Origin of the sequence: Chryseobacterium turcicum, from assembly GCF_021010565.1 — a bacterium.
Taxonomy (GTDB): domain Bacteria; phylum Bacteroidota; class Bacteroidia; order Flavobacteriales; family Weeksellaceae; genus Chryseobacterium; species Chryseobacterium turcicum.
Map to the genome: position 1 here is coordinate 2,754,997 of NZ_JAJNAY010000001.1, position 26,455 is coordinate 2,781,451.

At 31.8% G+C, this 26,455-nt stretch carries 28 protein-coding genes; 15 read left to right on the forward strand and 13 right to left on the reverse strand.

Going from position 1 to position 26,455, the window contains the following annotated elements:
* Nucleotides 1–88: 88 nt before the first annotated feature.
* The 3 genes from LO744_RS12615 to LO744_RS12625 all read right to left on the reverse strand — a co-directional run bounded on the left by LO744_RS12615 (nt 89) and on the right by LO744_RS12625 (nt 2,483).
* Complete coding sequence (locus LO744_RS12615) at nt 89–1,219, reverse strand: peptidogalycan biosysnthesis protein (RefSeq protein ID WP_230669730.1); 1,131 nt, start codon at nt 1,217–1,219, stop codon at nt 89–91.
* A 42-nt stretch (nt 1,220–1,261) separates the two neighbouring features.
* Entirely contained in the window at nt 1,262–1,780 is a 519-nt protein-coding gene (locus LO744_RS12620; protein ID WP_262908744.1) for a DUF1761 domain-containing protein, read from the reverse strand.
* 76 nt (nt 1,781–1,856) lie between these two features.
* Complete coding sequence (locus LO744_RS12625) at nt 1,857–2,483, reverse strand: hypothetical protein (protein WP_230669732.1); 627 nt, start codon at nt 2,481–2,483, stop codon at nt 1,857–1,859.
* A gap of 68 nt (nt 2,484–2,551) precedes the next feature.
* On the opposite strand from LO744_RS12625, the gene LO744_RS12630 reads away from it, so the two are divergent.
* Complete coding sequence (locus LO744_RS12630) at nt 2,552–4,450, forward strand: ABC-F family ATP-binding cassette domain-containing protein (protein WP_230669733.1); 1,899 nt, start codon at nt 2,552–2,554, stop codon at nt 4,448–4,450.
* A 57-nt stretch (nt 4,451–4,507) separates the two neighbouring features.
* Here LO744_RS12630 and LO744_RS12635 read toward each other — a convergent pair whose 3' ends face one another.
* Both LO744_RS12635 and LO744_RS12640 read right to left on the reverse strand, forming a co-directional pair.
* Nucleotides 4,508–4,666, reverse strand: a complete 159-nt coding sequence (locus LO744_RS12635) for a hypothetical protein (protein ID WP_230669735.1) — start codon at nt 4,664–4,666, stop codon at nt 4,508–4,510.
* Nucleotides 4,667–4,718: 52 nt separating this feature from the next.
* Nucleotides 4,719–5,774: a Gfo/Idh/MocA family oxidoreductase gene (locus LO744_RS12640; RefSeq protein ID WP_230669737.1), complete on the reverse strand. Its 1,056-nt coding sequence runs from the start codon at nt 5,772–5,774 to the stop codon at nt 4,719–4,721.
* A gap of 169 nt (nt 5,775–5,943) precedes the next feature.
* On the opposite strand from LO744_RS12640, the gene LO744_RS12645 reads away from it, so the two are divergent.
* Both LO744_RS12645 and LO744_RS12650 read left to right on the forward strand, forming a co-directional pair.
* Nucleotides 5,944–8,154, forward strand: a complete 2,211-nt coding sequence (locus tag LO744_RS12645) for a TonB-dependent siderophore receptor (protein WP_230669739.1) — start codon at nt 5,944–5,946, stop codon at nt 8,152–8,154.
* Nucleotides 8,155–8,496: 342 nt separating this feature from the next.
* Complete coding sequence (locus LO744_RS12650; RefSeq protein ID WP_230669741.1) at nt 8,497–9,087, forward strand: hypothetical protein; 591 nt, start codon at nt 8,497–8,499, stop codon at nt 9,085–9,087.
* Nucleotides 9,088–9,188: 101 nt separating this feature from the next.
* On the opposite strand, the gene LO744_RS12655 is transcribed toward LO744_RS12650, so the two are convergent.
* Nucleotides 9,189–9,824, reverse strand: a complete 636-nt coding sequence (locus tag LO744_RS12655) for a peroxiredoxin (RefSeq protein WP_230669742.1) — start codon at nt 9,822–9,824, stop codon at nt 9,189–9,191.
* Between the two features lie 93 nt (nt 9,825–9,917).
* Here LO744_RS12655 and LO744_RS12660 point away from each other — a divergent pair, with 93 nt between their 5' ends.
* A complete protein-coding gene (locus LO744_RS12660) occupies nt 9,918–10,808 on the forward strand; it encodes a mechanosensitive ion channel family protein (protein WP_230669744.1) in 891 nt (296 codons plus the stop codon).
* A gap of 51 nt (nt 10,809–10,859) precedes the next feature.
* On the opposite strand, the gene LO744_RS12665 is transcribed toward LO744_RS12660, so the two are convergent.
* A complete protein-coding gene (locus LO744_RS12665; RefSeq protein ID WP_230669746.1) occupies nt 10,860–13,394 on the reverse strand; it encodes a phosphoenolpyruvate carboxylase in 2,535 nt (844 codons plus the stop codon).
* Between the two features lie 148 nt (nt 13,395–13,542).
* On the opposite strand from LO744_RS12665, the gene LO744_RS12670 reads away from it, so the two are divergent.
* The 11 genes from LO744_RS12670 to LO744_RS12720 all read left to right on the forward strand — a co-directional run bounded on the left by LO744_RS12670 (nt 13,543) and on the right by LO744_RS12720 (nt 20,117).
* Complete coding sequence (locus tag LO744_RS12670) at nt 13,543–14,001, forward strand: SLATT domain-containing protein (RefSeq protein WP_230669748.1); 459 nt, start codon at nt 13,543–13,545, stop codon at nt 13,999–14,001.
* A 96-nt stretch (nt 14,002–14,097) separates the two neighbouring features.
* Nucleotides 14,098–14,355 carry a hypothetical protein gene (locus LO744_RS12675; RefSeq protein WP_230669750.1) on the forward strand — a complete coding sequence of 86 codons (258 nt, stop codon included), beginning with the start codon at nt 14,098–14,100 and terminating at the stop codon, nt 14,353–14,355.
* 434 nt (nt 14,356–14,789) lie between these two features.
* Complete coding sequence (locus LO744_RS12680; protein ID WP_230669752.1) at nt 14,790–15,014, forward strand: hypothetical protein; 225 nt, start codon at nt 14,790–14,792, stop codon at nt 15,012–15,014.
* A 96-nt stretch (nt 15,015–15,110) separates the two neighbouring features.
* The gene (locus LO744_RS12685) at nt 15,111–15,515 is read left to right on the forward strand and encodes a putative periplasmic lipoprotein (protein ID WP_230669754.1); all 405 of its coding nucleotides are present in this window, start codon (nt 15,111–15,113) and stop codon (nt 15,513–15,515) included.
* Nucleotides 15,516–15,699: 184 nt separating this feature from the next.
* Nucleotides 15,700–16,113: a hypothetical protein gene (locus LO744_RS12690; RefSeq protein WP_230669756.1), complete on the forward strand. Its 414-nt coding sequence runs from the start codon at nt 15,700–15,702 to the stop codon at nt 16,111–16,113.
* Between the two features lie 4 nt (nt 16,114–16,117).
* Nucleotides 16,118–16,375, forward strand: coding sequence for a hypothetical protein (locus LO744_RS12695; RefSeq protein WP_230669758.1), 258 nt, complete (start codon nt 16,118–16,120; stop codon nt 16,373–16,375).
* 26 nt (nt 16,376–16,401) lie between these two features.
* Nucleotides 16,402–16,839, forward strand: coding sequence for a WG repeat-containing protein (locus LO744_RS12700; protein ID WP_230669759.1), 438 nt, complete (start codon nt 16,402–16,404; stop codon nt 16,837–16,839).
* 91 nt (nt 16,840–16,930) lie between these two features.
* On the forward strand, nt 16,931–18,094 hold the full coding sequence (locus LO744_RS12705) for an iron-containing alcohol dehydrogenase (protein ID WP_230669761.1): 1,164 nt from the start codon (nt 16,931–16,933) through the stop codon (nt 18,092–18,094).
* Between the two features lie 225 nt (nt 18,095–18,319).
* Entirely contained in the window at nt 18,320–18,778 is a 459-nt protein-coding gene (locus tag LO744_RS12710; protein WP_230669763.1) for a lipocalin-like domain-containing protein, read from the forward strand.
* Between the two features lie 69 nt (nt 18,779–18,847).
* On the forward strand, nt 18,848–19,504 hold the full coding sequence (locus tag LO744_RS12715; protein ID WP_230669765.1) for a GDSL-type esterase/lipase family protein: 657 nt from the start codon (nt 18,848–18,850) through the stop codon (nt 19,502–19,504).
* Between the two features lie 148 nt (nt 19,505–19,652).
* Nucleotides 19,653–20,117, forward strand: a complete 465-nt coding sequence (locus LO744_RS12720; RefSeq protein ID WP_230669767.1) for a lipocalin-like domain-containing protein — start codon at nt 19,653–19,655, stop codon at nt 20,115–20,117.
* 68 nt (nt 20,118–20,185) lie between these two features.
* On the opposite strand, the gene LO744_RS12725 is transcribed toward LO744_RS12720, so the two are convergent.
* The 6 genes from LO744_RS12725 to LO744_RS12750 all read right to left on the reverse strand — a co-directional run bounded on the left by LO744_RS12725 (nt 20,186) and on the right by LO744_RS12750 (nt 26,450).
* Nucleotides 20,186–21,538: a DEAD/DEAH box helicase gene (locus LO744_RS12725; protein ID WP_230669769.1), complete on the reverse strand. Its 1,353-nt coding sequence runs from the start codon at nt 21,536–21,538 to the stop codon at nt 20,186–20,188.
* Nucleotides 21,539–21,993: 455 nt separating this feature from the next.
* Nucleotides 21,994–23,637: an ABC1 kinase family protein gene (locus LO744_RS12730; protein WP_230669771.1), complete on the reverse strand. Its 1,644-nt coding sequence runs from the start codon at nt 23,635–23,637 to the stop codon at nt 21,994–21,996.
* Nucleotides 23,638–23,731: 94 nt separating this feature from the next.
* Nucleotides 23,732–24,079 (reverse strand): hypothetical protein, encoded by a 348-nt coding sequence (locus tag LO744_RS12735; RefSeq protein WP_230669773.1) that lies wholly within the window; start codon nt 24,077–24,079, stop codon nt 23,732–23,734.
* A gap of 6 nt (nt 24,080–24,085) precedes the next feature.
* Complete coding sequence (locus LO744_RS12740) at nt 24,086–24,787, reverse strand: hypothetical protein (protein WP_230669776.1); 702 nt, start codon at nt 24,785–24,787, stop codon at nt 24,086–24,088.
* 259 nt (nt 24,788–25,046) lie between these two features.
* Complete coding sequence (pheA, locus tag LO744_RS12745; protein ID WP_230669778.1) at nt 25,047–25,883, reverse strand: prephenate dehydratase; 837 nt, start codon at nt 25,881–25,883, stop codon at nt 25,047–25,049.
* 192 nt (nt 25,884–26,075) lie between these two features.
* Nucleotides 26,076–26,450, reverse strand: a complete 375-nt coding sequence (locus LO744_RS12750) for a hypothetical protein (protein WP_230669780.1) — start codon at nt 26,448–26,450, stop codon at nt 26,076–26,078.
* Nucleotides 26,451–26,455: the final 5 nt, after the last annotated feature.

Sequence of the window (26,455 nt, forward strand, 5' to 3'; positions counted from 1 at the left end):
CAATCACTCTTAAATTCATATTAAATTTGACTTGCGTTTCGTTAAATTTTATTTAAAAAATCACAATAAAGTGAACCTAATTCTTAATTTATTTAAAAGGTTTTCTCTGAATCCATTCAATTTTAGGATTTAGCGATGTGAAAATCTTTTCCATAAATGGATTAATTGCTTTGTTGTTATGCTTTATCAATCCAAAAATATCTACCGGCTCTGCTCCGATTGTAGATTTTATTTCGAGAGCAGTTCTACCAAAAACGATACGCTTAAATTGATTAGAAATTCCAAATTCAATCATATCAAAAAGCATGTTGAGATAGACTTGCTTTTCTTTCTGAATCTCTTTTTTATAACCTAAAAAATAAGTATCAATATCATTATTATTGAGAATTAACGTAAAAAATCCAATCAGCTTTTCATTAAAAAAATATCCAAAAACTCTGAAGTTTTCCTGAAGATTGCGTTTCATGCTTTCAAAATGATTTTGTGTAAGAAAAAATGTATTGAAGGGAGCATTTTCCGCAACGTTTTGATACAAAACATTCATTTCATTCTGATGCTTTTTGATTGACTCAATATTTAATTCTAATCTTTGAATTCCTTTGATTTTTTTCTTTGCAGATTTCAATCTCGCTCGGTATTTTTTAGATAAATCATTCGAATAATTTTCAAAAGAGCTCCATTCCTGTTTTATATTTAAAATCATATTCGGTTGTACCGAAAATCTATAAAAAGATTTCAGCTTTTCGTCCTCAAAATTTTTCAAAAACGATTTCTGATAATCTTTGTAAATAATCAAAGATGTTTTTCCCAATACTCTACTTACACTTTTAGATGCTTCATTCAACAAGGGAATCGCTGTATCTGTAGGTATTTCTGCGGTATCGAAATAGAAACCATTTTGTCCGGTCAGCATATTATTCCCTAAAATCATCACATCCTTACTCAACTGTCTGGTCAAAAAATTTCTTATGTTGCACAAAACTTCACCTTTCTGAAAGCTTTTATGCTCGATGAAACTTAAATATTGAAATAAAGCACCGCCCACTAACTTTTTATCAGAAAAAAAGCCCACAAAACAGCAATTCATATTTACAGGTTTAGATTCTTCTAAAACACGAAAATATTCTTCAGACAACATAATATTTTGTTGCCCGATTCTGGAGTTCCAGTCCTCCGGAAGCTCAGTAGTAGAATTAAAAATTTTAAAAGTATAAGCCATAAAAAAGGCCACTCAAGCAGCCCTAAAATTTATAATTTGATATTATTTTTGTGTAACCCAATTGAAACCATCTGTCGCATACCATCCACAAATAATTCCGCCCATTAAAGTGATGGTAATGGTCCAGAATCCTGTGTTAATGAAAACATATTTCCAAGATTTTCTTTCAAACATGGCATTAATCGCAATTAATGGAAAAACAAAGAAAATACCTGTCATAAAAGAATGTAGTGCGCCATGACCAAATGAGCGGTAGGCTTTACCATAATCATTCATAAAAGCAGTGTAAGAAGGTTTTGCTAAAGTTTCATCACCACCTATCATTCCCAAAGCTCCAAACTGATGAATCGTTACAAATTGTAAAAACATCCCGATTAAAAAAGATAAAATAATGGACAGAATAAAGACTACGCCCATATTTGCGCCTTTCATTTTTTCTTCCGTTAAACCAGATTCTCTCATCCAAATGTTTCCGAAAACTTTAGGATTATACCAAATAAATCCCATTATCAAAGGGATTAACGCAGCAACAAGTATTGCCAAAAAGTTAATTTGTATCATAGTTTTATGTATAGTTTAGTTACTCAAATCTACATTAAAAATGATTACAAAAATCTTAAGAATAAAAATATCAAGTCTATTGAAAAAGACTCTGAATAAGTTTAAAACTTTCAGAAACTCTTTCAGGATTGGTTATGTAATAATAAAGAGCGTAAGGAATACCTGGTAAAATCTCTAAGAATATTGCAAATAAAGGCAACAAAAAATAAAGAAACAATGGGAATTTCCTTTTTATCGAAAACTTTTTAATTATTGCCTTCCAAATAATTTTTATCCGTTCTTTATCATTCCATACAATTAAAAAACATAAAACAAAATAGAATATAAAACGTCGTGTAAAAGCTTGTCCCATCCCTTCATCCATAAAACTGATGTCCATTAAAACAATATTTGCAGCAATAGGAATAAAGAAAATAACTCCTAAAATTGCAGTGGATTCAAACAAAAGTAAAATTCCGGTAATAATTTGTAGTATGCCTACCGTAGTTTTTAAAGGTTCATGATCAAATAAAAACCACATGACTTTAAATAAAGGCAGGTCTTTTAACGGAACCAGTAAATCATTAGAAGAAACTCCAAACTGCCCATCCACAAGTTTACTGTACCCATAATTTATAAAAGTAAAAGCCAGCAAAAATCTTGCGACTAGAATGAAATAGTCCCAATATCTTTTTTTAGGGAGAGAACGTAATTTTGCAATCATATTTTTAAGGTTTAAATTTCGTATTTTTGCGGCTCAATTGAAATTTCAAATAAAATCTTCATAATATAATGAATTACGTTTCTGTCGAAAACCTTACCAAATCGTATGGTATTAAAACTTTATTTAAAAATATCTCTTTTCATGTCAACGAAGGCGACAAAATTGCCATTGTAGCCAAAAATGGTAGCGGTAAGTCTACCCTTTTGAAGATTTTGATGGGAAAAGAAATCGCAGACAGTGGAAATGTAGTCATTAATAAAGACATTCAGGTAGTTTTGTTTGATCAGGAAATCGATTTTGATTCTGATTTGACGATTGACGAGTTTATGATGACTTTAGATTCGGCGCCAATTTTAGCTTTAAAAAAATACCATCATGCTTTGCTTTCTGGAAACCCGGATGAGATGGAAACAGCGCTTGCTGAAATGGAAATTCACAAAGCTTGGGATTTGGAAAATGAAATGAGCCAAATTCTTTCTCAGCTGAAAATTACAGATTTAACAGCGAAAATGGGAATGCTTTCCGGAGGACAGATTAAACGTGTTGCTTTGGCAAAACTTTTAACGGAAACCAGAGCAGAACACCGTCATACCCTATTGATTATGGATGAGCCCACCAACCACCTTGATGTGGAAATGGTAGAATGGCTAGAAAATTATTTAAATAAAGCAAAAATAACTTTAATTCTTGTTACGCACGACAGGTATTTTCTTGATGCTGTTTGTGGAATTATTTGGGAAATGGAAGATCAAAATCTATATTTCCATAATGGTTCTTATGCGACTTATCTTGAAAATAAAATGATTCGTGAGGATAATATGAATTCTACGATTGATAAAGCGCAAAACCTTTACAGAAAGGAATTGGAGTGGATGCGTAGACAGCCAAAAGCACGAACTACAAAATCTAAATCGAGGCAAGATGACTTTTACGAAACTGAAAAAGTAGCTAAAACCGATACCCGAAAAGAGTCTTTGGAGCTTGATTTTGAAATGAAAAGATTGGGTAACAAAATTCTTGAACTTAGAGATGTTTCAAAAAGCTATGGTGATAAATTATTGCTAAAAGACTTCAGTTACCAGTTTCAAAGAGGTGAAAAAGTAGGAATTGTAGGAAAAAACGGAGCCGGAAAATCTACTTTACTGAATATTATTCAAGGTTTTGAACCTAAAGATTCTGGGGAAATTGAAACCGGAGAAACTATTAAATTCGGATATTTTTCTCAAAAAGGACTTCAATATAAAGAAGAAGAAAGAGTCATTGATTTCATTAAAGACATTTCTGAAAACTTCCCTTTGGCTAATGGAAAAACAATTACTGCCTCTCAGTTTTTGAGGTTATTCTTATTTGATGACCAAACGCAATACTCACCGATTTCTAAACTTTCGGGAGGTGAAAAAAGAAGACTGCATTTGATGTATATTCTGTATCAAAATCCTAATTTCTTGATTTTTGATGAGCCTACCAATGATCTTGACCTTCCTACTTTGACGGTTTTGGAAAATTTCCTTTTAAACTTTCAAGGCAGTTTGATTATCGTTTCTCACGATAGATACTTTATGGATCGTATTGTTGATCATATTTTAGCGTTTGAAGGGGAAGGAAAAATTAAAGATTTCATCGGAAACTTTTCAGAATACCGAGAAAATAAAAAACTAGAAGACGTAAGCCAAAAAAGTGAATATAAAAAGGCGAAATTAGTTCCTGAAAAAGTCGTTGAAAAACCAGCTCCAGTAGCTGTTGAAAAACCACAGGCTCCAAAAAAGAAACTTTCTTTCAAAGAGCAACGTGAACTGGAAACTATTGAAAAAGAAATTCCTGAATTTGAAGGTAAAAGAGCAACTATCTTGGAACAACTGAATAATGAAGCTGATTACGAGAAAATATCAAAACTTTCTGCTGAGCTGGAAAGTCTTGCTGAGAAACTTGAAAATCACGAAATGAGATGGCTTGAGCTTCAAGACTAAATAAAACTAAAAAAGAGCTGTTCAATTACTGAACAGCTCTTTTTTTATGCTTAAAAATTACTTTTTTCTGATTAATTTAAAAATACTGTAAAAAAGAAATACCGTTCCCACAATAAGAAATCCATATTTAAGATATATATTATCTTGAACTAAAGTCATTGCAATCCCTACAAACAACAAACCGATGACGGTAAAACTTGAACTTCTTTTTTGCATAATTTATTTTATAAATAGGTGTGCTACCGGCTGTATTTGTTACAAAAATCTATTATAGTTCAACAACTTTTCCTTTTTTAGAACTTTCAAGAGCGGCTTCAATAATTTTCATATTTTGAACGACTTCGTTTCCTAGAGAGGGCAAAGCGTATCCAAAAACAATGTGTTCGTAGATTTGCTGATAATAATTCATATAATTTCCAGGATTACTCAACGTTAAAACTCTTTCTGCTTCTGAGTTTTCATTAAAATAATTAAGAATTCCGTCAGTTTCTATTAAAGGTTGCATCCAATCTTTTCCGTAGGTGGGAATCGCTCCAGCTACCAATTCATTTTCCTGATTATCGGTACGCTCTTGCAAAAAGCTGCCTTTATCACCATGAATTTTATAGGCGTAATGATCTTCTTTGGTAAAAACAGAAGATTTTAATCTCACTCTCAAATCATTTTTATAATAAAGTAGAATTTCAAAATAATCATTGGCATAAGCTTCTCCTTTCATTGAAAAAATATCTGCAAAAACTTTTTCGGGGAAACCAAAAAATTGCGTTGCCTGATCTACCAAATGCGAACCTAAATCATGCACAGATCCGGAACCATTTTGCTCAGGGTTTTCTTTATGCTCTTTTCCACTAGGTTCTGTTCTGAATCTGTCGAAACGAATTTCAACTTCTTTTATATTCCCTAATTTTCCTTCCGCCACAACTTTTTGTACCTGAAGGTAATCACGGTCAAATCTTCTGTTTTGATAAACGCTTAAAAAAAGATTCTTGTTTTCAGCTAAATCCACCAGTTCTTCTGCTTCTGAAACCGTAACGGTAAAGGGTTTTTCTACAATCACATTTTTTCCGGCTTCCAAAGCCATTTTCACATATTCAAAATGAGTCTGAACCGGAGTATTTACAACGACAACTTCTATATCTGCATGTTTCAGCATTTCTTCTACCGAACGGTAAATAATGGCATCGGGATATTTTTCTTTAGAATCTTCCTTCGATCTTTCAACAATCGCAGACATAAAAAAACCGGGATGCTCTTTTAAAAACGGAGCATGAAAAACTTTACCACTCATCCCAAAGGCACACAAACCTACTTTTACCAATTGCATAGACTTAAATTTGAACAAATATATTTAAAATTAAGAACATTAGAAACTGAGATTTTAATGTTAAATAATCATAAAAAAGGATATGACAAAAATCAGAAAATTATTTTTAGTTATTCTAAATAACAATGATACATTTGCGCATTATTTAAATCTACTCTAAATAAATATAATGAATAAAAAACTAATCACGTTAGGATTACTTACCATCACAGTGTCGCTATCTGCTCAATTAAAAAATACAGAAGCTGATACCATTAGAATTGGAACCATTGAAGATGTAAATATTCGTAAGACAGGAAACCCAAACAAAGCGATTCCATTATCGATTAAATCGAACCTTACCGTAATGGAAACTCCCCAGCCTATTGCTATTATTACTCATGATATTATTGAGCAACAACAAGCAAAACAGCTTAGCGATGTTTTACAGAACGTAAACGGAATGTATATTACATCATCAAGAGGAAATTCTCAAGACAGTTTTGGAGGCCGTGGTTTTGCGCTAGGAAATGACAATATATTTAAGAACGGAAGTAGAGTTAACAGTGGGATCTTCCCAGAAGTAAGCGGATTAGAAAGAGTGGAAGTTCTGAAAGGAGCCAACGCAATGCTTTACGGAAATACTGCTGCTGGAGGTGTTATCAACATGATTACTAAAAAACCGCGATTTGATTTTGGTGGAAGTATTGGTTTAAACGCAGGGAGCTGGAATTCTTACAAACCTACAGTTGATATCTATGGCCCATTAACAAAAAACATCGCTTTCAGAGTAAACGGAGCTTATGAATATGCTGAAAGTTTCAGAGATGTGGTACAATCTGAAAAATATTATTTTAATCCTTCATTCTTATTTAACTTGAGCTCAAAATCTCAATTAATTGTTGAAGCAGATTATCTTAAAAATAATTTCACTCCAGATTTTGGAATTGGAGGTATTACAGCTAATGACGGTAGTTACTCTTTAAATACAAACACAGATAGAAGTACATTTTTTGGTACCAAATGGCAATATCAAGATGTAGAACAGGTTTCTACCAACGTAACTTTTAACCATAAGTTTAATGATAACTGGTCGTTAAATTCTACGGCTTCTTATCAGAATTATACAAAAGATTATTTTTCTACAGAAAGAGTAGCTTGGACGTATGCAAAAACAAGTCCTACAAGACTTTCTTGGACGGTTCCTTACAATAAAACAAACGGTGAACAAAATTATGGATCTGCACAAGTAAACTTAAATGGTGAATTTAATACAGGAAGTATTGGTCACAAAGTATTAATTGGTGCAGATGCAGATTATGGGCAAACTGATGCTTACACGTATACTTTAACCAATTCTCCATCTAAAGTTGTTTATCTAGATGACCCTTCAACTTGGGACAATACAAATCTTGCAATGCCAGATTCTAAACTTAATATTAATAATAGAACAAGGACAAGAAGAATTGGAGCTTACGCACAAGATTTCATTAGTTTAACAAAAGAATTTAAAGTAATTGCTGGTTTACGTTGGTCTTATATAGAAAATATGGCGACAATTAATACAGATTTCAAGACTGGCGAAAAAATCTTAACCCCTAATTCATCATCATCAGATCAAGCTTTATCACCAAAACTTGGTTTAGTGTATATGCCAAATGATAATTTATCTGTTTTTGCAACTTATACCAATTCATTCACTACAAATACCGGAAAAGATATTAACCAAAATGCTCTAAACCCAACTACAATAGACCAATATGAAGTAGGGGTGAAGAAAAATCTTTTTGGAAATGCATTATCTTTCAATGTTTCATTATACCAAATATTATATAATAAGTATTATGCGACTGCGCAATTCGATGGTAATGGAATTGCCAATAATGATACTACTATTAAAGAATATATTGGTAAAATGAGCAGTAGAGGTTTTGAAGTAGATATTACAGGAAATCCTACAAAATATTTATCAATTATCGGAGGTTTCTCTTACAACCATGCAGTTTATAAAGATACTCCAGATTTGCCTGCTTCATACGTGGAAGATCAGAGATTAGTAAGAACTCCTGCTACTACAGCAAATTTATCCGTTTTTTATAAATTTGGAGAAAAGCTTCAAGGTCTAAAAGTAGGCGCAGGTCTTTACTATGTAGGAAGTAGATTTGCTGGCTGGAACGATACAAAAGCTACATTAGCATCAAGAAATAACGTAACAAGAATGTTTGAAGTAGACCCTTATACTACCGCATCATTTAGCGTAGGTTATGATTGGAAAAAATTCTCAATACAAGGAAAACTTAATAATATTTTTGATTCTAAAAGTTACAACGTTCACGAAAATTATTCTGTAAACCCTATTACACCAAGAAATTATTATTTTACGCTTACTTATAAGCTTTAATAATATAATAATCATTTACTATATAAAGAGGAAGTTACAATTTTGTAGCTTCCTCTTTTTAATTTTAATACCTTTCTATTGAGAGATATTAATAGCTAAAAGTCCCTATGGGAAGGAATTCTCTTCATTTTATTAAACTTTCTACCACAAATTTCAATAGTAAATTAAGTGCTTTTTATAATCCTATTTATAATCAAAAATTCTCAATTGATATTAGTTACACCCTAATTTTATTGTTAAAAAAAAATTAAAAAACAAAAAAAAAGTCTCTAATATTAACGTATTGGCACATTAATTGAATTTTACGTTTTATCAAAGTAATAAACATTAAATAATAAAAATATGAAAAAGTTAATTTTTACAGGAATTTTAGCAATCGCTGGCTTAGCTACAACTGCAAATGCACAAATTCAAAAAGGTAACTGGATGGTAGGAAGTAGTTTGCTTTCAAGCAACTTCGGATTAAATACAGGAGCTGGTTATGATATCAAACTTCAACCAAGAGCGGCATATTTTATTGAAGACAATGTTGCTGTTGGAGGTTATGTAACTTTAGGATTTTCTAAGCCAGGTGCCGGTAAATCAACACAATTTGATTATGGAGTTGGAGCATTAGGTCGTTATTTTGTTTCACCAGGTGAAAAAGGCGTTGATAATTTATTAAATCACGGACGTTGGTTCTTGGAAGGTAACGTAGGAGTTGGTGGATTCAATGTTGAAAACGGAATTTCTACTACAGGTCTAGACTTTGGAGTAGGTCCTGGTTATTCTTATTTCATTACACCAAATATTGGCGTAGAAGGACTAGTAAAATATAATGGTGTAACTGGATTTGGAAATGAAGGATTAACATCAAGAATTAGTTTCAATGTTGGTTTCAGTATTTATTTACCTACTTCAAAAGCTAAAGCAATTGCTAATGACATGAAATAATAACAAAGTAAGTTTTATCAAAATAAAAGCGGCTAGGAAATTTCCTAGCCGCTTTCTTCAAATTAAAACTAAACTATATATAATAAATAAAAAATCTATGACTATTTGTTGGGTTGTGGTGTGTACCGTAAATAAGGTTTTATTTCGGTCACTCCTTTCGGAAAAATATTTTTTGCATCTTCTGTAGAAATTGATGGTGGAATAATCACATCATCCCCGTCATTCCAGTTAACAGGAGTGGCTATTTTATGAGAATCTACCAATTGAAGCGAATCTAAAACCCTATTAATTTCATTAAAATTTCTCCCTGTAGAAGCGGGATATGTGATAATCAATCTCACTTTTTTATCGGGGTCGATAATTAATAAAGAGCGAACTGTAGCGGTTGCGGAAGCATTAGGATGAATAAAATCATATTGTTCTGAAACTTTTCTGTCTTTATCGGCAATAATTGGGAATTTCACTTCCGTATTTTGAGTTTCATTAATATCATCAATCCATTTTTTGTGTTCTTCTACCCCGTCCACACTTAAAGCAATTACTTTTGTATTTTTCTTTTCAAAATCAGACTTCAGTTTTGAAGTAAATCCTAATTCTGTTGTACAAACCGGAGTAAAATCTGCAGGATGTGAAAACAAAATTCCCCAGGAATTCCCTAAGTATTCGTAAAAATCAATAGTTCCTAATGATGAATCTGCCTGAAAATTGGGTGCGGTATCTCCTAGTTTGATTGACATAGTATTTTGCTTTATTAGTCTACAAATTTAATAGACTTTTTATAACTGGCAAAATTTTTGCTTAAAAAATATATTAAAATTTAAAAGATTATTATGGAATATGGCTTAAGCTACATAGATACTGTGTATAACGTTTTAGAGAATTGGTATATCGCATTTGCAAAACTCACTCCGAAGCTCGTTGTGGGGATTTTAGTTTTTTTATTCTTCCTTTTTAGCAGTAAATACTTAAGTAAGTTTGCCGTAAAAATCATGCACAATGTTTTTCCTCAAAGTAAAAACGAAGGTTCAGTAATTACCATTATCGGGATTTTTAGATTTATCATCATGATGATGGGGTCATTTATTGCGCTTGAAATTATGGGATTCAGTGGGTTTTTATGGAAATTCATCGGTAGTTTAGGAGTTGCCGGGGTAATTGCCGGGGTTGCTTTAAAAGATTTAGTTTCAAGTATATTCTCAGGAATGCTGATTGGAATCGATAAAGCATTCAAAGTAGGAGATTATATCACGATAGGAAATCACTCAGGAACCGTGCAGGACATTGGTTTTCTGACCACAAAAATGATTACTGACGACGGAAAAAAAGCCTATATTCCGAATCAGGTTATCTTTAATGCGCCGTTTTACAATATCACCGCATCACCACAGAGAAGAATAATTTTAGATTTTGAAATTCCTGCCGATGAAGATATTAGCAAAGCACAGCAAGGAATTTTGGATGTGATAAAAAATTTACAAAATATAGATAAATTGGAAACTGCTGAAGTAAATTTCACCAGTCTAAAACAAGGAATTTTCAATCTTCAGGCTAAATTCTGGATTATTGCAGGTTCAAATATGGTGCATACTAAAAGTGAAGCTTTAGAGAAGATAAAAAAACGTTTAGATGCAGACAATATTCCTTTGGTAACGCCTACAAGTATCAGCTTGGTCAATCAAGTAAGTGAGCAGCCAAATCCTAATGACAAATTAGGTCTATAAAAAAAGAGACTGTCTTTATGGCAGTCTCTTTCAGTTTATTTTAAAAATTCTTTACGCAGAATTTCTACTTGCATTAATATTTCCAAATAAAGAACGTGTTACCAATTTCTCGTAAGCTTCTTTATTACCTTCTCCTTTCTGTATTTTCATTAAGGCATATTGCTGAATACTCAACAACGGAAGTACAATTCTCTCACGAATCTTCACCGATTTTCTTGATAACGGGTCTTCTTCCTGAAGCTGTTTAAATCCTGTCAATTCAAGCATAATATCTTTCGAAAGATTATATTCTGAAAACAAAACATTCCAGAACTCTCCAAATTTCGGGTTCTTTTTTATGTAATACGTTAATGGAAAATAAGATTTATTCATACTCATCATCGAGTTTAAAACTAAAGTTTTAAAGAAATCTGACCCTTTATACAAATCTCTCACTTCATCAAACCTACCCTGCTCTTTCATCTGCTGCATCGCAAAACCAAAGCCAAAAAATCCGGGAACATTCTGCTTCAACTGTGACCAAGACCCCACAAAAGGAATTGCTCTTAAATCTTCAAACTTTAATTCACTGCCACCACCACGTTTTGAAGGTCGGCTTCCGATATTGGTTTTCCCATAATATTCCAGCGTACTCATCTCCTGTAAATACGGAACAAACATCGGATGCGCCTTTAAATCTGAATATTTTTGATAACTGATGTCTGCCAATTCTATAATTAACGCTCTTTCTTTTTCCGTTAAATCTTTTTTAGAATTTTTGAAAACATCATTTTCTACTCCGGCTGTGAGAAGCTGTTCAAAGTTATATTTTGCCTGTTCTTTATTTCCAAAAATACTCGTTATTGTTTGCCCTTGAATAGTGAGTTCAATTTTATTATTGGCAATCGTTTTTCCTTGTGAAGCGTAGAAATCGTGAGTTTTCCCACCACCTCTTGCAGGAGGCCCGCCTCGACCGTCAAAGAAAATTACTTTAATACCATATTCTTCTGAGAGTTTCGTTAAAACTTCTTTAGCTTTATAAATTTCCCAGTTGGCTTTCAGATAGCCACCATCTTTTGTTCCATCCGAAAAACCAAGCATAATCGTCTGTTGATTTTCTCTTCTCATTAAATGCTTTTGATAAACAGGATTCTGATAGAGCTCTTTCATTACATTTTCAGCGTTAGCAAGGCCTTCCATTGTTTCAAAAAGCGGAACAATATCCATGTTAATCTCTTCATCTTGATACCCTGAAATTTTGAAAAATGCATATACATTCATCACATCTTTTACCGCATCAGAATTTGAAATAATATAGCGGTTCATTCCTCTGGAGCCATTCAACTCCTGAATTTCTGAAATCTGCGAAACCGTCAATAAAGTATCTTTTACAATATCTTCAAAATCATCAGCGTTCACTTTTTCTGAAATTTGAATTAACTGATTAAATTTTTCTTCATTACTAGCTTCAATATTACCAAAAACTTTAGCAAAAACCTCATTAATAACCTGCTGATGAATTCTGCTGTCTTGCCTAACGTCTAACGTCGCAAAATGAGTTCCGAAAATCTTTACACGGTCCTTGAAATTTACCAAAACATCAAGGAATAACGAATTGTGTTGCTCAACCAGAATTTTTTCAGCTTCTTCTAATCTTTTAATAATATCATCTGCAGTTATTTTTTCATTTCTAAAAATACCGGAATATAATTCATTGCTAAGTTTCGTCAACACATCAGAAACTCCACGGAAGCTTAACCTTCTTCGTACAGATTTAAGATTATTATAATAAGCCTTCAAAATAGCTGAATGCAATTCTTCGGCAACTCTTTTCGTTACATCTGCGGTCACAAAAGGATTTCCGTCACGGTCACCTCCCGGCCAGAAACCTAACTGAATAAGGTCTTCATGCAAATGAAAATGCTCACTTCCAAATGTTGATTTTATCTTTGTAAAAAGCTCTCCAATCGTATCATAATATACATATCTCAGGTAATAAATAATACTTAAAGCTTCATCAATCGGAGTTGGCTTTTCTTTATTAACAAACGGAGTTTTTCCCAACTGCTGCAACAGCATATCAATATTGGTAATAGAATCCGAGGTAATTGCATTTCTAAGGTCATGAAGAATCCTTTGCACAGAATTTGGATAAAACTGTGTCGGGTGAGCTGTAAACACAATTTTCACCGCAAAACCCTTCAGTTTTTCACGAATTTTTTCCAGTTTATGGTCTTGTAATGAACGTTCATACATATTCGTTACTGTTCCGTTATCACTTTCGGAGTGCATGTTTGGAAAAGCAGCGTCTTCAATACTATCAAACAAAACAACTTGTCTTTCAATATATTGTATGATTTTAAAAAGCAGTTCAGTCTTCTGCTCTTCACTCTGTAAATCGGTATGATTTTTAAAAAACTCTTCAACGATTTCTTCAGGTGTTTTTCCAGCTTCGTATCCAATCTTGCTTTCTTCAGAAAGAAACGGAAGCAACATTCCGATATTCGTCATTTTATCATAAGGCAGGCTCATAAATAATGAATTGTAGATCTGAAACTTATTTTCAACGATCTGCCTGAATTTTTCTGCGCGTTGGTCGTGTATCATATAACAAATGTAATCGATTTAAACTTGAATTCAAATGGTGTTTGATTTAAAAATAATTAAATAATTAAATAATTAAATAATTAAATAATTAAATATTTAATATGCTTTATTTTAATTAATTATATAATTTTAATTAAAACTATTTACCATGAAAGATGACTCAATAAATGATTCTTTTTATCTGCAGATACAAAAGGAAATTAACAGAATTGAAAGAAAAGCCAGAAGTTATACTTGGATGTTTTATTTTATTCGGATAATTCAAATTGCTTTTGCCGGAACTATTACTGTTTTGTCCGGTATGATGAAAATAAAAGACTTAGATGCAACAACAAATATTTTAATTCTTGGAGCTGTAACAACTGCGGTAACTGCAATTGACACTTTATTTCAAGTTGATAACAAGAAAAATACTTATAAACTTGTTTTATTTGAATTAAGATCAATAAGAGCCGAACTTGTATATAATTTTATTAAATCAGAGGAAATTCCCGAAGCAATAAAGCATATACTTTTCGAAAAATATAAAAGCGTTAATTCTTATGCAAGAGAACTTATAAGTATCGATTTTGATAATAATACTAATAATACAGAAATAAAAAGATAGAGAATACTAAAACAATTTTGTTATTATTTTTACTGAATGAAAAGTTTTTGGAAAATATTCAATTTAGTTATCTTACTTTTTTTAATTACAATCTCTTTGTTGGGGACATTCTACAAACATATTTCTTTCGGAAAAGGATTAGGAGATATGCTGGGTTATTGTATTTTATACGTAACAACCATTACTCATTTAATTATTACGATAATTTTTAGGAAAAAAGGCAATTCTATTCACGCTGTTTTTAGCTTAATATTTTTTATTCAAACTCTTATCATTTGTCTAAAAGCTACTGCTTGGCGAGGTTCTGAATATCCGTGGAATGGAAATATATTCTATAAATCTTCTGTAAATTAAGTTTAAAATGTATCTTCACAAAAATTAAAATACAAATAAAATTCGGTATCATCTTCTACGCAATTGTAGGAATTTTAGCTTTCTTAATAGGAATTTATTTTCTACAATATAACTTTATTCTTTCGATTATATTTTTTATTGGTGCATTTATCAATGGAGTTTTTATTCATAAAGAATACAATACTCATAAACATGATAAAATTGAATATGAAGAAGATACAGTTTCAGATGAGGTAGTTATTAAACATTCACGTTCTGGCAGGATTATTAAAATTTCCATCTACAGCATTTTTGTAATGATAGGAATTCTCTTCCTTTTCTCAATTATCATTAAGATGAATTTCGTTGTGATTTTTGTATTAACTTTATTAATAGCGTTTACAGGTTATTTTATTGTAAAAATAGTTTTAGAGATTAAGAAAATATCTAAAGTTATGATTTCTATAAATAAAAATGGAATTCAGATAAAAGATAACCCAAGATACCTTTGGAATGAAATTCAGCTTGAAAAAATTATATCGAAACATTTAGTAAGCAGAGAATCTAAACACGATTACAAGCCTGAAATTAATTATTTATATTTTTTTCATAACAATGAAAAAATAGAAATTAAGATTGATGATTTTGATATTAGCAATTACCAACTTGCACAGTTTTAAAAATATTCAGATCTAGAAGTAGTCATTCAGATTTATAATTTTGAATGCAAATATTTGATGATTAGTTCTTACTTTTATCGAACCAATCTATATCCAATGAAAAAAATATTCATATTCCTTGTTATTGCATTTCTTTTCACAGCTTGTGGCGAAGAATGCTACAATGCTCCACAGCCCATTGTTTTTGAATTCGTAAATTCTGATGATGAAAACCTGATTACCAATGGAACGCTTAGTAACTATTCAATTCAAGACGAAAATAACGCTAGTCTGAAACTGACCAAGACCGATGATAATAAGATCATTTTAGAAAATGTGGGCGCTTATAATGGTACAAAAAACTATACCTTCTTTTCTAATGTTAAAGTGTTTGATTTTTCAATACAATCTTCAGAATTTAAAGGTGGTTGCGATGGTTATCAAATCAATAAATTAACATTTACAGGGATTGCGATTGATGTAACTGACGAAAAAGGATACTACAAAATTATATTAGAATAATTATCATCACAGATTTCTCATTCGTGAAAACTTTTACAAAAGATGATATACCAATAATAAAAATTAAAGTGAATTAAAAGCGAGCGCTTTAAAGCGTTTATTTTTTCAACTTAAAGGGAATTTTAATTAATAATTCCCTTATTTTTTTGTATTTTCGTAAGATTCAAATCTTAAAATATCTATTGTGTTTAAAAAATTACTGCTATTGCTTTGCTTTTCATTAATTATAATTTCGTGTAAAAAAGACTGTTATACAGCTCCCGAAAAAGTAGTTTTTGAGTTTGTAAATTCTGCCGGAGAAAATTTAATTCAGAATGGAAGCCTTACAACATACAGCATTATGAGAAAAACCGGGCAAGACAGTTATACAAGTGTAGAGCTCACCCAAACTGATGACCATAAAGTTATCTTAAAAAAAGTAGGATCGTTTAGCGGAACACAAGAATACAGATTTACTGCAGCGCCAAATATTTTCTTTTTTTCTATCAAATCATCTCATGTCACGACAGATTGTGATGGCTACCAAATTGACGATATTAATTTTGAAACCGTTTCGGCCACAAAAGAAAATGGATATTACAAGATTTTATTAGATTAAAAAAATGATGAAAGCAAATAAATTATCTGAGCTGAGTATTGAAGAATTAGAATCTAAGAAAAAAACTATTTTAGGTGCTTCAATAGGGATTGGAATTGTGATGATTATTGCATGTTGTGCTTTGTTTTATTTTGCTATATCATCTAAAAGTTTTGCTTTAATCGCTGTAGGAATGGGGAGTTTAACGACATTAATTCCCAGTTTTATTAGCATTAACCAAATAAACACCGAAATCAGATCGAGAAAATCTAAATATTTATAATTTCTTAGCCCAAAAACTACCAACTTATGAAAAAGACTTTATTTGTTTTCGCGTTTACGATTCTGAGTATTTCCTCCTATGCTCAATACAAAAAAGTCTATCCTTATGGGGATTATCAAAAAGATTGGGCTCTGGTAAAAACAAGTTCGGGAACTTATGGTTTTATTGATCAAAATAAAAAACAAATTGTAACCCCTATTTATTCAAAAATTGAAAAATTCGGTAAAATACATGCAGATTTTGCCATGGTGAAAGCAATTACGGATACGTATGGGCTGATTGATAAAAACGGAAAAGAAATTGTACCCGCAATCTATCATCACATCGGAAAATTTGATGAATTAAAGAATAATTTCGCTTTGGTAGAATCTATCAACAATAAATTTGGAGTCATTGATTCCAGCGGAAAAGAAGTAATTTCAGCGATTTACAGTTTAGATGAAATAAAAGCAAAATTGCAATAGTTTTCATAAAATGCAATCATATAAATTTTAAAACTTTCTTAACTCATATTTTGTCTTTCTATCCTTACATTTGAAGTAAATAATTAGAACAATGCTTAATTTCGAGTTTAAAAATCCCACAAAAATACTTTTCGGAAAAGGTGAAATTGCAAAAATTTCAAATGAAATCCCTAAAGACGCCAAAATTTTAATGATATATGGCGGTGGAAGTATCAAAAGCAATGGCGTTTACGACCAGGTAAAAGAAGCTTTAAAAGATTATAATCTACATGAATTTGGTGGAGTTCCTGCTAATCCTGAGTATGAAGTTTTAGTCAATGCTTTAAATTTTATTAAAGAAAACAACATCAATTATCTACTTGCTGTAGGAGGCGGATCTGTAATTGACGGTGTGAAATTTCTTTCTGCAGCGGCCAATTATGACGGTGAACCTTGGGAAATTCTAAAAAAACCAGTCCGTACTTTTGAAGGAGAAGGAATGCCTTTCGGAACAATTTTAACGTTACCGGCAACCGGATCTGAAATGAATTCAGGATATGTGATTTCGAGAAGAGAAACCAACGAAAAATTATCTTCAGGCGGACCTGGGTTATTTCCACAGTTTTCAGTTTTAGACCCGGAAGTCATCAGGTCAATTCCTAAAAACCAAATTGCAAACGGAATTGCTGATGCTTATACCCACGTTTTAGAACAGTACATGACAGCACCATCATCTGCAGATCTTCAGGAAAGAATTGCAGAAAGTATTTTGATAAGTCTTCAGAATACTGCTTCAAAAGTGATGTCGAATGATTTTGATTACGATGCAGCAGGAAATTTCATGTGGTGTTGTACGATGGCTTTAAATGGATTAATCCAAAAAGGAGTCATTACCGATTGGGCTGTGCATGCAATAGGGCATGAATTAACCGCTTATTACGGAATCGACCACGCGAGAACTTTAGCCGTGATTGCACCTTCGCATTACCGTTATAATTTTGATGCTAAAAAAGGAAAACTAGCGCAATATGCTGAAAGAGTTTGGGGAATTACAGAAGGTAGTACAGAAGAAAAAGCTGAGCAAGCGATTGTAAAGTTGGAAGAGTTTTTCCACAGCCTTGAAATACAGACTAAACTGTCTGACTACACTCCAGATTTTGCAGGAACTGCAGAAAGAGTACAACAAGCTTTTACTGAAAGAAACTGGCTAGGTTTGGGAGAACATAAAAATCTTACCCCTCAAGATGCTTTCAAAATCGTTGAGATGAGTTATTAAAATTAGTAAATAGGTATTAGGACTTAGGATTTAGTTAAGAAAATAACATGATATATCTTTCAGGAAAATGAAAAATTGTGGTACTTAAAATATTTTTCTAAAGCCTAAATCCTAAAACCTGTTGCCTAGATTATATTTTCTACAAACATTTGTTTAAAAAACCTTAATTTCATTATAGATATTACAAATTTATTTATATTTTAGCATATTATAAAATTTGTGAAAATGAAAAAACACTTACTCTTATTTGCCTTTTCTGCATTAGCATTGACATCATGTGAAGATGATGACGTTCAGGGTTATGAAATGGACATGCTGAAAGGCGAATGGAAAACTGTAAAAATGGAAGTAATATCCGGAAAAGATAATACCACTGTATTGCAAACGTACACTCCTACAGGTTGTGAAGCCAAAAGTACTACAGAGTTTAGAACCGATTATTACGCTTCTTATACAGATTTTTCAGGAGTAGGCGCAGCTTGTACAAGTCAAAAAACAGAAGGAACCTACACTTACTCTAATGAATCTAAAGAGTTGGTTACAAAATACGTTAATGACAATGAAAACAAGTACAAGGTTATTATTTTAAGCAATACTGAACTTAGATTGATGCAGATGTTTGGTAATGTAGATATCAATGGCGACATGGTAATAGATGTCACATACATTACTTACAAAAGATAAAAGAATAATATAAGCTCCCGTTTTACGGGAGTTTTTTTTATATTTACTTTCGTAAAAAAATTAGAAACAATGAAGAAGATTTTATCAGTAGTACTGCTACTGACTTTCGCCCTGATTTTCGCTCAGGAAAAACAACCGATGTACTGGCAAGACATTCAGAATTTCAAAAAGCTAGATCAAGAAAATGTCCCGCCAAAAAATTCTATTCTTTTAGTTGGCAGCTCATCATTTACAAAATGGCAGGATGTTGGAGACTATTTTCCTGGTAAAACAATTATCAACAGAGGTTTTGGAGGATCAAGATTATCAGATTTAAACTATTTTTCTGAAGATTTATTGTCGCCTTATCAACCTAAACAAATCATTATTTACTGTGGTGAAAATGACTTTGCTGATGATGCTACCTTAAAAGCTGATGTTGTAGTTGACCGATACAAAACATTTTACAAGAAAATACGTGAGAAATTTCCGAATATTCAGGTTGCCTATATCTCAACAAAATATTCGCCAAGCCGTGAAAACCTATGGCCTCAAATGAAAGAAGCCAATAAAAAAATTGCAAAGTTTATGAAAAAGGAAAAAAATGCTGATTTCATAGATATTACAAAGGTTATGAATGATGCTAATGGAAACGTCAGAAAAGATCTTTTTATAGAAGATATGCTTCATATCACCCCAGAAGGTTACAGTCTTTGGACGAAAGTGATGAACCCTTATATGAAATAAGAAAGATTATATAAGAAGTAATCCTAAAAAACATTCGATTATTCGAAAAGTAAAAGCGATTTCAATTGAAATCGCTTTTTTTAATTATTTCATTGTCAGTATTTTAAAAATACATAGTTTTGTAAAAATAAACACAAACAAAACATCGATGAAACAAAAATTTTTACTGGCATTTGCCACAATACTCCTATTTTCTTCCTGTGGTAATGATGACAACGAAAATAATCAAAATGGTATAAAACCTATTGTAGGGACTTGGAAAATGAGTAGAACCATGATTATCTCAGGTTCTAACAATGCAATCTTACGATCAACCCATATTACAGGTTGCGAAGCTCAAAATACTTTTGAATTCGGGAAAAATCAAAATTTCAGCATAAAATATTACACTAAAAATAATATTGAATGTATTGCTGACGGATTTGATACCGGCACGTATCAATATAGCGAAAATTCAAAAATGTTAACTTTCACCTACTCCGATTCTATAGTAGAGTCTGCTGTAGTTCATTCACTTAACATTACTGAAATGACAACTGTTGATCATATCGAAGATTACAACAATGATGGCGTAAATGATACGTCAGTAATCTTATTTAAAAAACAACTCTAAAATTTATTTTGCTTTAAAAGCAAGTTCTATAGAAAAATAAATGCGCCTCGCTTGAGACGCATTTATTTTTATTTCTTTTTCTTAGACTTAGAAATTGCTTTCTGTTGTGCTCTATTCGTTCCGAATTTTTTTGGAGTTTTTCTTTTAGAAGGGCCACCCCAGTTTTCTTTTTTATTCTTATCTTTTTTCTCATGGAAAGCTCCTCCACCATCAAAAAGTTTTACCTGAGCTGGATTTTTCATTACAATCTGATCTTCTTCAGATGCAATTTTCTTAGGATTGATTTTTACCGTTTCAGGAAAATCGATGTATGCCAATTCTTTATCCATCAATAACTCAATATCCAAAGCAGAATCATCTTCTTTCTTCGTTACGAAAGTTACTGCCTTACCATCTTTATCGGCTCTACCTGTTCTACCAATTCTGTGAATATACTGTTCAGGAACTTCAGGAGTTTCAAAATTGACTACGTGGGTGATATTTGAAATATCAAGACCTCTTGCCATAACGTCGGTCGTAATCAAACCTCTTATTTCTTCATTTTCAAAGCGTTTCATCGCTTTCAATCTGTAGTTTTGAGATTTATTAGAGTGAATTACATCAAAGTCTTCTGGGAAAAGCTCATTAATTTGGGTGAAAAGTAAATCTGCGTGCTTTTTATTGTTTGCAAAAATCAATACTTTAGACATATCTTCATTGCTTTTCAATAAATGCTCAAGCAAATTAATTTTTGTATTAAAGTTTTCAACTTTATAAGCGGTCTGCTCAATCTTTTCAAGCGGCGTTCCAGATTTTGCCAAAGAAATCTCAATTGGACCAGCAAAATATTCATCAAGCATTCCGTCAACCGCATCGGTCATCGTTGCAGAGAAAAGAATATTTTGTCTTTTATCACGCATCATTTCGAAAATATGCGTTAACTGTGGTCTGAAACCAAGATTCAGCATTTCATCAAATTCATCGATGATTAATTTCTGAACTTCTTTTAATGAGATGGCGTTATCAATCGCTAAATCCATGATTCTACCTGGAGTTCCTACCAAGATATCACAACCATCGTTGAACAATAGCTTCTGTGTATTGATATTTTTTCCACCATAGATACCAATTACTCTTGCAGTAAGATTTTCTGTCAGTTTTTCTACGATTTCTGTTACCTGAACAACCAATTCTCTTGTAGGAACCAAAACAACAACGGTAGGATTTCCATTTTTGTTATATTTCCAGGTTTTTAAAACCGGTAATAAATATGCCAATGTTTTCCCTGTTCCCGTTTGTGCAATTCCCATCACATCTCTTCCCGAAAGAATCGGACCGATACTTTTTTCCTGAATTGGAGTGGGCTCAAATAAATTTAAATCTGCTAAAACATCAAGAACTTTAACCGGAAGGTCAAAATCTGCAAAAGTGAGTTTTTCCATTTTGCAAAGATAGACATTTAATTTTTGTATTTTTAATAAGGAAGATGGAAGTTTTTATTCTGTGAATTTCATAATTTTCTGAACCAAATTAAACAGATTTCTTTCCAAAATATTTTAAATAAAATCTAAGAGCATCTTTAAATTTAAATGAAAATAATTTATCTCGCAGATTTTGCTGATTTAGCAGATTGATTCCTCTCCTTTTAATCTGCTAAATCTGTTTAATCTGCGAGAATTATATAAAAAATGATTGAAATAAATCAAAAGTCAATCATACAGAATTAAATTAATAAAATTTAAACAGGCTCTAAGATAAAGGAAGTAAAAAAGTGGAGGTTTTTATCCCGCAGAATATACAGATTTACGCAGGTAGTTCTTATTGAAACTTAACTTCTTAATTGACCTTACTATTTGAATTTTAAAAGTACTAAATAATAAAAATCTGCGAATACATTTTATTTTCGTAAAATTCTAAGCAAAAGAATAATAACTAATAAAATAGAAAAACAAAATCCTAAAACGGCCACCAAAGACATCTCGCCAATTCTTGGTCCTGATTCTGAAACAAAAACAATAGCGGTTGCAATAATATTTGCCCCTAAAATCATCGTTAGCATCAGATTGATGATACTCGATTTTATTAATTGATTTGTTTTGTCAATATTTTTAATCTCACTTGAAATCGTAAAACTGTTATCATCTAATTTCTGTAATACAGATCGCAGTTCTTTAGGAATTTCATCTACATTATCGGTAAAAGTCATCACCTTTTCCATTCCTGTTTTCAGGAGTTTCTTGGGGCTTATTTTCTTCGTGAATATTTTTTTCGTGTAAGGATGCAGGCTTTTTACAATATCCAAATCAGGGTTGATGGTTCTTCCAACGCCTTCTATTAAGCCAATTCCTTTAAATAAAAGATAAAAATAATCGGGCATATACAACCTGTTATCTTTCAACACATCTTTCATTTTGTTGATGATAATATGAGGATCAATATCTTTTAAAGACGTACTGTGGACAAAATTGAGCACTTCATCAACATCATTTTCAAATCTTCTTTCATCCGGAATTTCATAACTGACTGCCATTTTTTTCAGATGGCGAACAATTTTATGGGAGTTTTTAGCCACAAAAGCCACAATCAGACTTTCCAAAACCTCCTTATCATTGGGTTGAATTTTTCCAACCGCACCGAAATCTATGAAAACCACTTTTCCATCTCTTTTCACCAAAATATTTCCGGCGTGAGGATCAGCATGAAAAAATCCGTAATCTAAAATCTGAGACACAAAAAGCCTTAAACCCACTTCAGAAACAATTACCGGATCGATATTATTTCTCAACAATTCTTCTTTATCGGTAACTTTAATTCCGTCGATAAACTCCATGCACAAAACATTGTTGTTGGAAAATTCATCATAGACTTTCGGAACGTAAGTTTCTTTATTATTTTTAAAATTTAAAGCAAATTGTTGGATATTATTTCGTTCATTCACCAAAGAAACTTCTTCCAGCAATGATTTTTCGAAAGTAGAAATCGCCTGTTTCAGATTGAGTTTAGAGCCTATTTCGGAATATGTGGAAATCAATTTCACCAAGTCTTTTATCAGCAACAAATCATCTTCGATAACCGATAAAACATCTGGTTTTTTGATTTTTAAAATCACTTCTTCACCGCTAATCAATGTCGCTTTGTAAACCTGCGCAATCGACGCCGTTGCCAAAGGTTTCGAATTGATTTCTGAAAAATGTTCTTTTGGAATAATATTAAACTCATTCTCCAAAATTTCTTCTACATTCATTTCCACGACTTCTACTCTATCCTGAAGTTTTTGAAGTTCCTGAATAAGTTCCGGTGGAAGTAAATCTTCACGATTACTGAATGTTTGTCCGAGTTTCACAAAAGTAGGCCCTAATTCTTCCAAAGCGAGACGAATTCTTTCATAAACCGTACCTTTTGAAATCACTTCATCAGATTGAGCAAAATTTTCTTCCGGTTTCTTGCCCATTCTGGCAATCATATCTTTGAATCCGTATTTACTTAAAACGGAAATTAGTTTTGCTGATCTCTTGAGTTTTCGCTGCTGTTTGTCGAACATATTATTGTGAGAGTAAATTGAGTTACAAAGTACGTTCAAAAATTGTTCCTTATAAAAGGATTCAAAAAATATTTACTTAGAATGATATTAAAATTTATTCAGTAAATCTAGATTTATAAATTCTATTTATAAAAGGAAATGTTGGATTAAACTCGACTGTAAGTTCTTCCCCAATGAGAAAATTTTCATTGTCACTTTCGTTTTTGTATTCTTTACCCTGATATTCAAAACTATAAGAATAAACAAAATCACCAGTTAAATGAGATTTTCTCATTCCATTTTTTTCATTGATGATTTTTGCAATAACTTTTTGCGTTTCAAATAAATTTAAAATTGGTTGATAAATCATTAACTCTTTTGAAAAAAACAAAAGAATTAATACCACTAATATTCTTTTAAAAATTATAAATTTATCTTTCTTTTGTATAATTCTCTTATTCATTTATATTTAAATAACCTTAAAAACCGTCAACAACAAAATCAAAGCTTGCCAACCTAAAATAAGATAGAAAAACAGTCGGCTTGGCTCGGAAATATCTTTCAGCTTATCGATTATTTTATCTTTTAAAATCTCGGTAAAACTTATATTTTCATCTTTAAAATCGAATTCATTAAGCTCAACTTTTTTAAAACCGTAGCTGATAATTTTTTTGAACCATTTATTTTCTTTAGAATCTCTTATTTCCTGTAAAATTTTCAGTTGCAGCTTAGCTTTATCTGTTCCTTTTTGAAACAACTGAGGCTGATTGGCTTTTACTTTATTTAAAATTCGGTCAATCATAGGAAAAAGCATTTCTTCCCCTTTATCAGCAATAAGCCTGTTGATGGTACGAAGCATCACATATTTATTTCCGAGTGTAAATAAAAGAAATGGCGCTGCAAAAATACTGACCATAGATAGTCCGAAAGCAATAGGTCTCGCTGCAAATAGCACTAAAATCGCTGCTTGTCCGTTTGCATGAACCGGACCACCACCATTATTAAAAGTTTGCGCGATGATAATGACGATTGTGGTAATTCCTAAAATAGCAATAGAAATTTGCCCGATAATATTGATTTTGAGAAAACTTAATGTAGCCCGACTTAGAAGTTTGGCAACATATTTAACTTGGTCATTAATACTGGTTTTAGATTTTAATTCATCTATCATTTGTGAAAATTTTGGATAGGTAAATTACACAAATTTTAGCGATTATTCTATAAAAAATCAGGATGAAAATTCTGGAATAAATTATTTTCATTTATTCAGATTACAAATATTTTTTTTAATCATAATATTAGAATTGGTGGCACTTTGTCATTCCGTAGGAAACTCAACATACTAAAAATAAAGCAGCTTAGATTCTTACAGAATGACAAATAAGCCGTTAAAACTAAGTTATCATTAATTTTAGATATTCTAAAAAATTCTATTCCTCCACAACATATTCATTATAATGTCCTAAAAATTTCACATTAGAACCTAGCGCAATAATCTCATCGATTGCATTTTGAGAAAGTACATTGTGCCATTCGCTTGCTACATTGATGAAGAAAAAATAATTTCCCAAACCGGTTTTTAAGGTTCTGCTTTCGATTTTAGAGAGGTTCATTTTTCGCCATGCAAAAACAGAAAGTACCTGATGAAGACCTCCTGCGTGATCTTCAGGAAGAGTAATGATTAAAGACGTTTTTTCCGAAATTTTTGAAAGAGGAATATCTAAAGCTGTCTTTGTTTTTGAAATAACAATAAACTTGGTATGATTCTGCTCAAAATCCTGAATATTTTCATGAATAATCTTTAAACCATACAGTTTTGCAGAATATCGGTTGGCAATTGCTGCCCATTTTTCCTGAGAGTTTTCAGAAACTAGTTTTGCCGAAGCCGCTGTAGAGCTGTAATCCTGCGAAGGAATATCTTTAAAATTTTCGTATCTGAAATGAAAAGTCTGCGCCAAAGCTTGAGGATGAGAAATAACTTTCTCAAAGGTTTCGTTGTCAGGATGAATCATCAGATGATGCGCAATGGGCATTACCAATTCTGTCTCAATAAAAACTTCAAAATCATAAAGATAATCAAGGGTCATCGAAACGGTTCCTTCGATAGAATTTTCCAGAGGAACTACGGCTTTATCTACTTCATTATTTTTCACGGCATTAAAGCAATCTAAAATACTCGATTGAGGAACTAATTCTTCAGTCGGGAAAATCTGCGATGCTGCTAATTGCGTGAAACTGGCTTGTGGACCGAGGTATGCTATTTTCATAGGACAAATGTAGAAAATATTGAATAAAAGTAATTTTAATTAGACCTTTTTATTCCTTGTATATATATGTTTCATTTTTTAATTTACCATTGTCTTGCTGCTCTATTTCTATGTATACATCTTCAGAAATAGGTTTACCTCTATTTTTTAGAATATCAAATTTAAGATTAACCAAACTATTTTCAATTTTCTTTATACAAAACTGGTACTCATCTTTATCATAATATTTATTAATTTCCTCATTCTCGCTAAAGATTCATTACTAAATAAGTCTTGTTTATTCCTCAAACCTCCACAATCAATCATTCCCGATAAGTATAATTTATTATCAATAACTTCATAAACTCCTTGATAACCACGCCAACATGACAAAGGAATAAGTTCTCCTTTAAAGCTAAACTTTGCTAATTCATCATCATTGAACTTTTCTCGGAGATACCTTTCAATCAATAAATTATAAGTTGGAATCGTATCATTCTTATAAATAATTAAATCTGGCGATTGAGGACTTGCAATCGCTTTTAACGACAAAAGAAATAACAATAACATTGCTACATTATTTTTCATAAAAT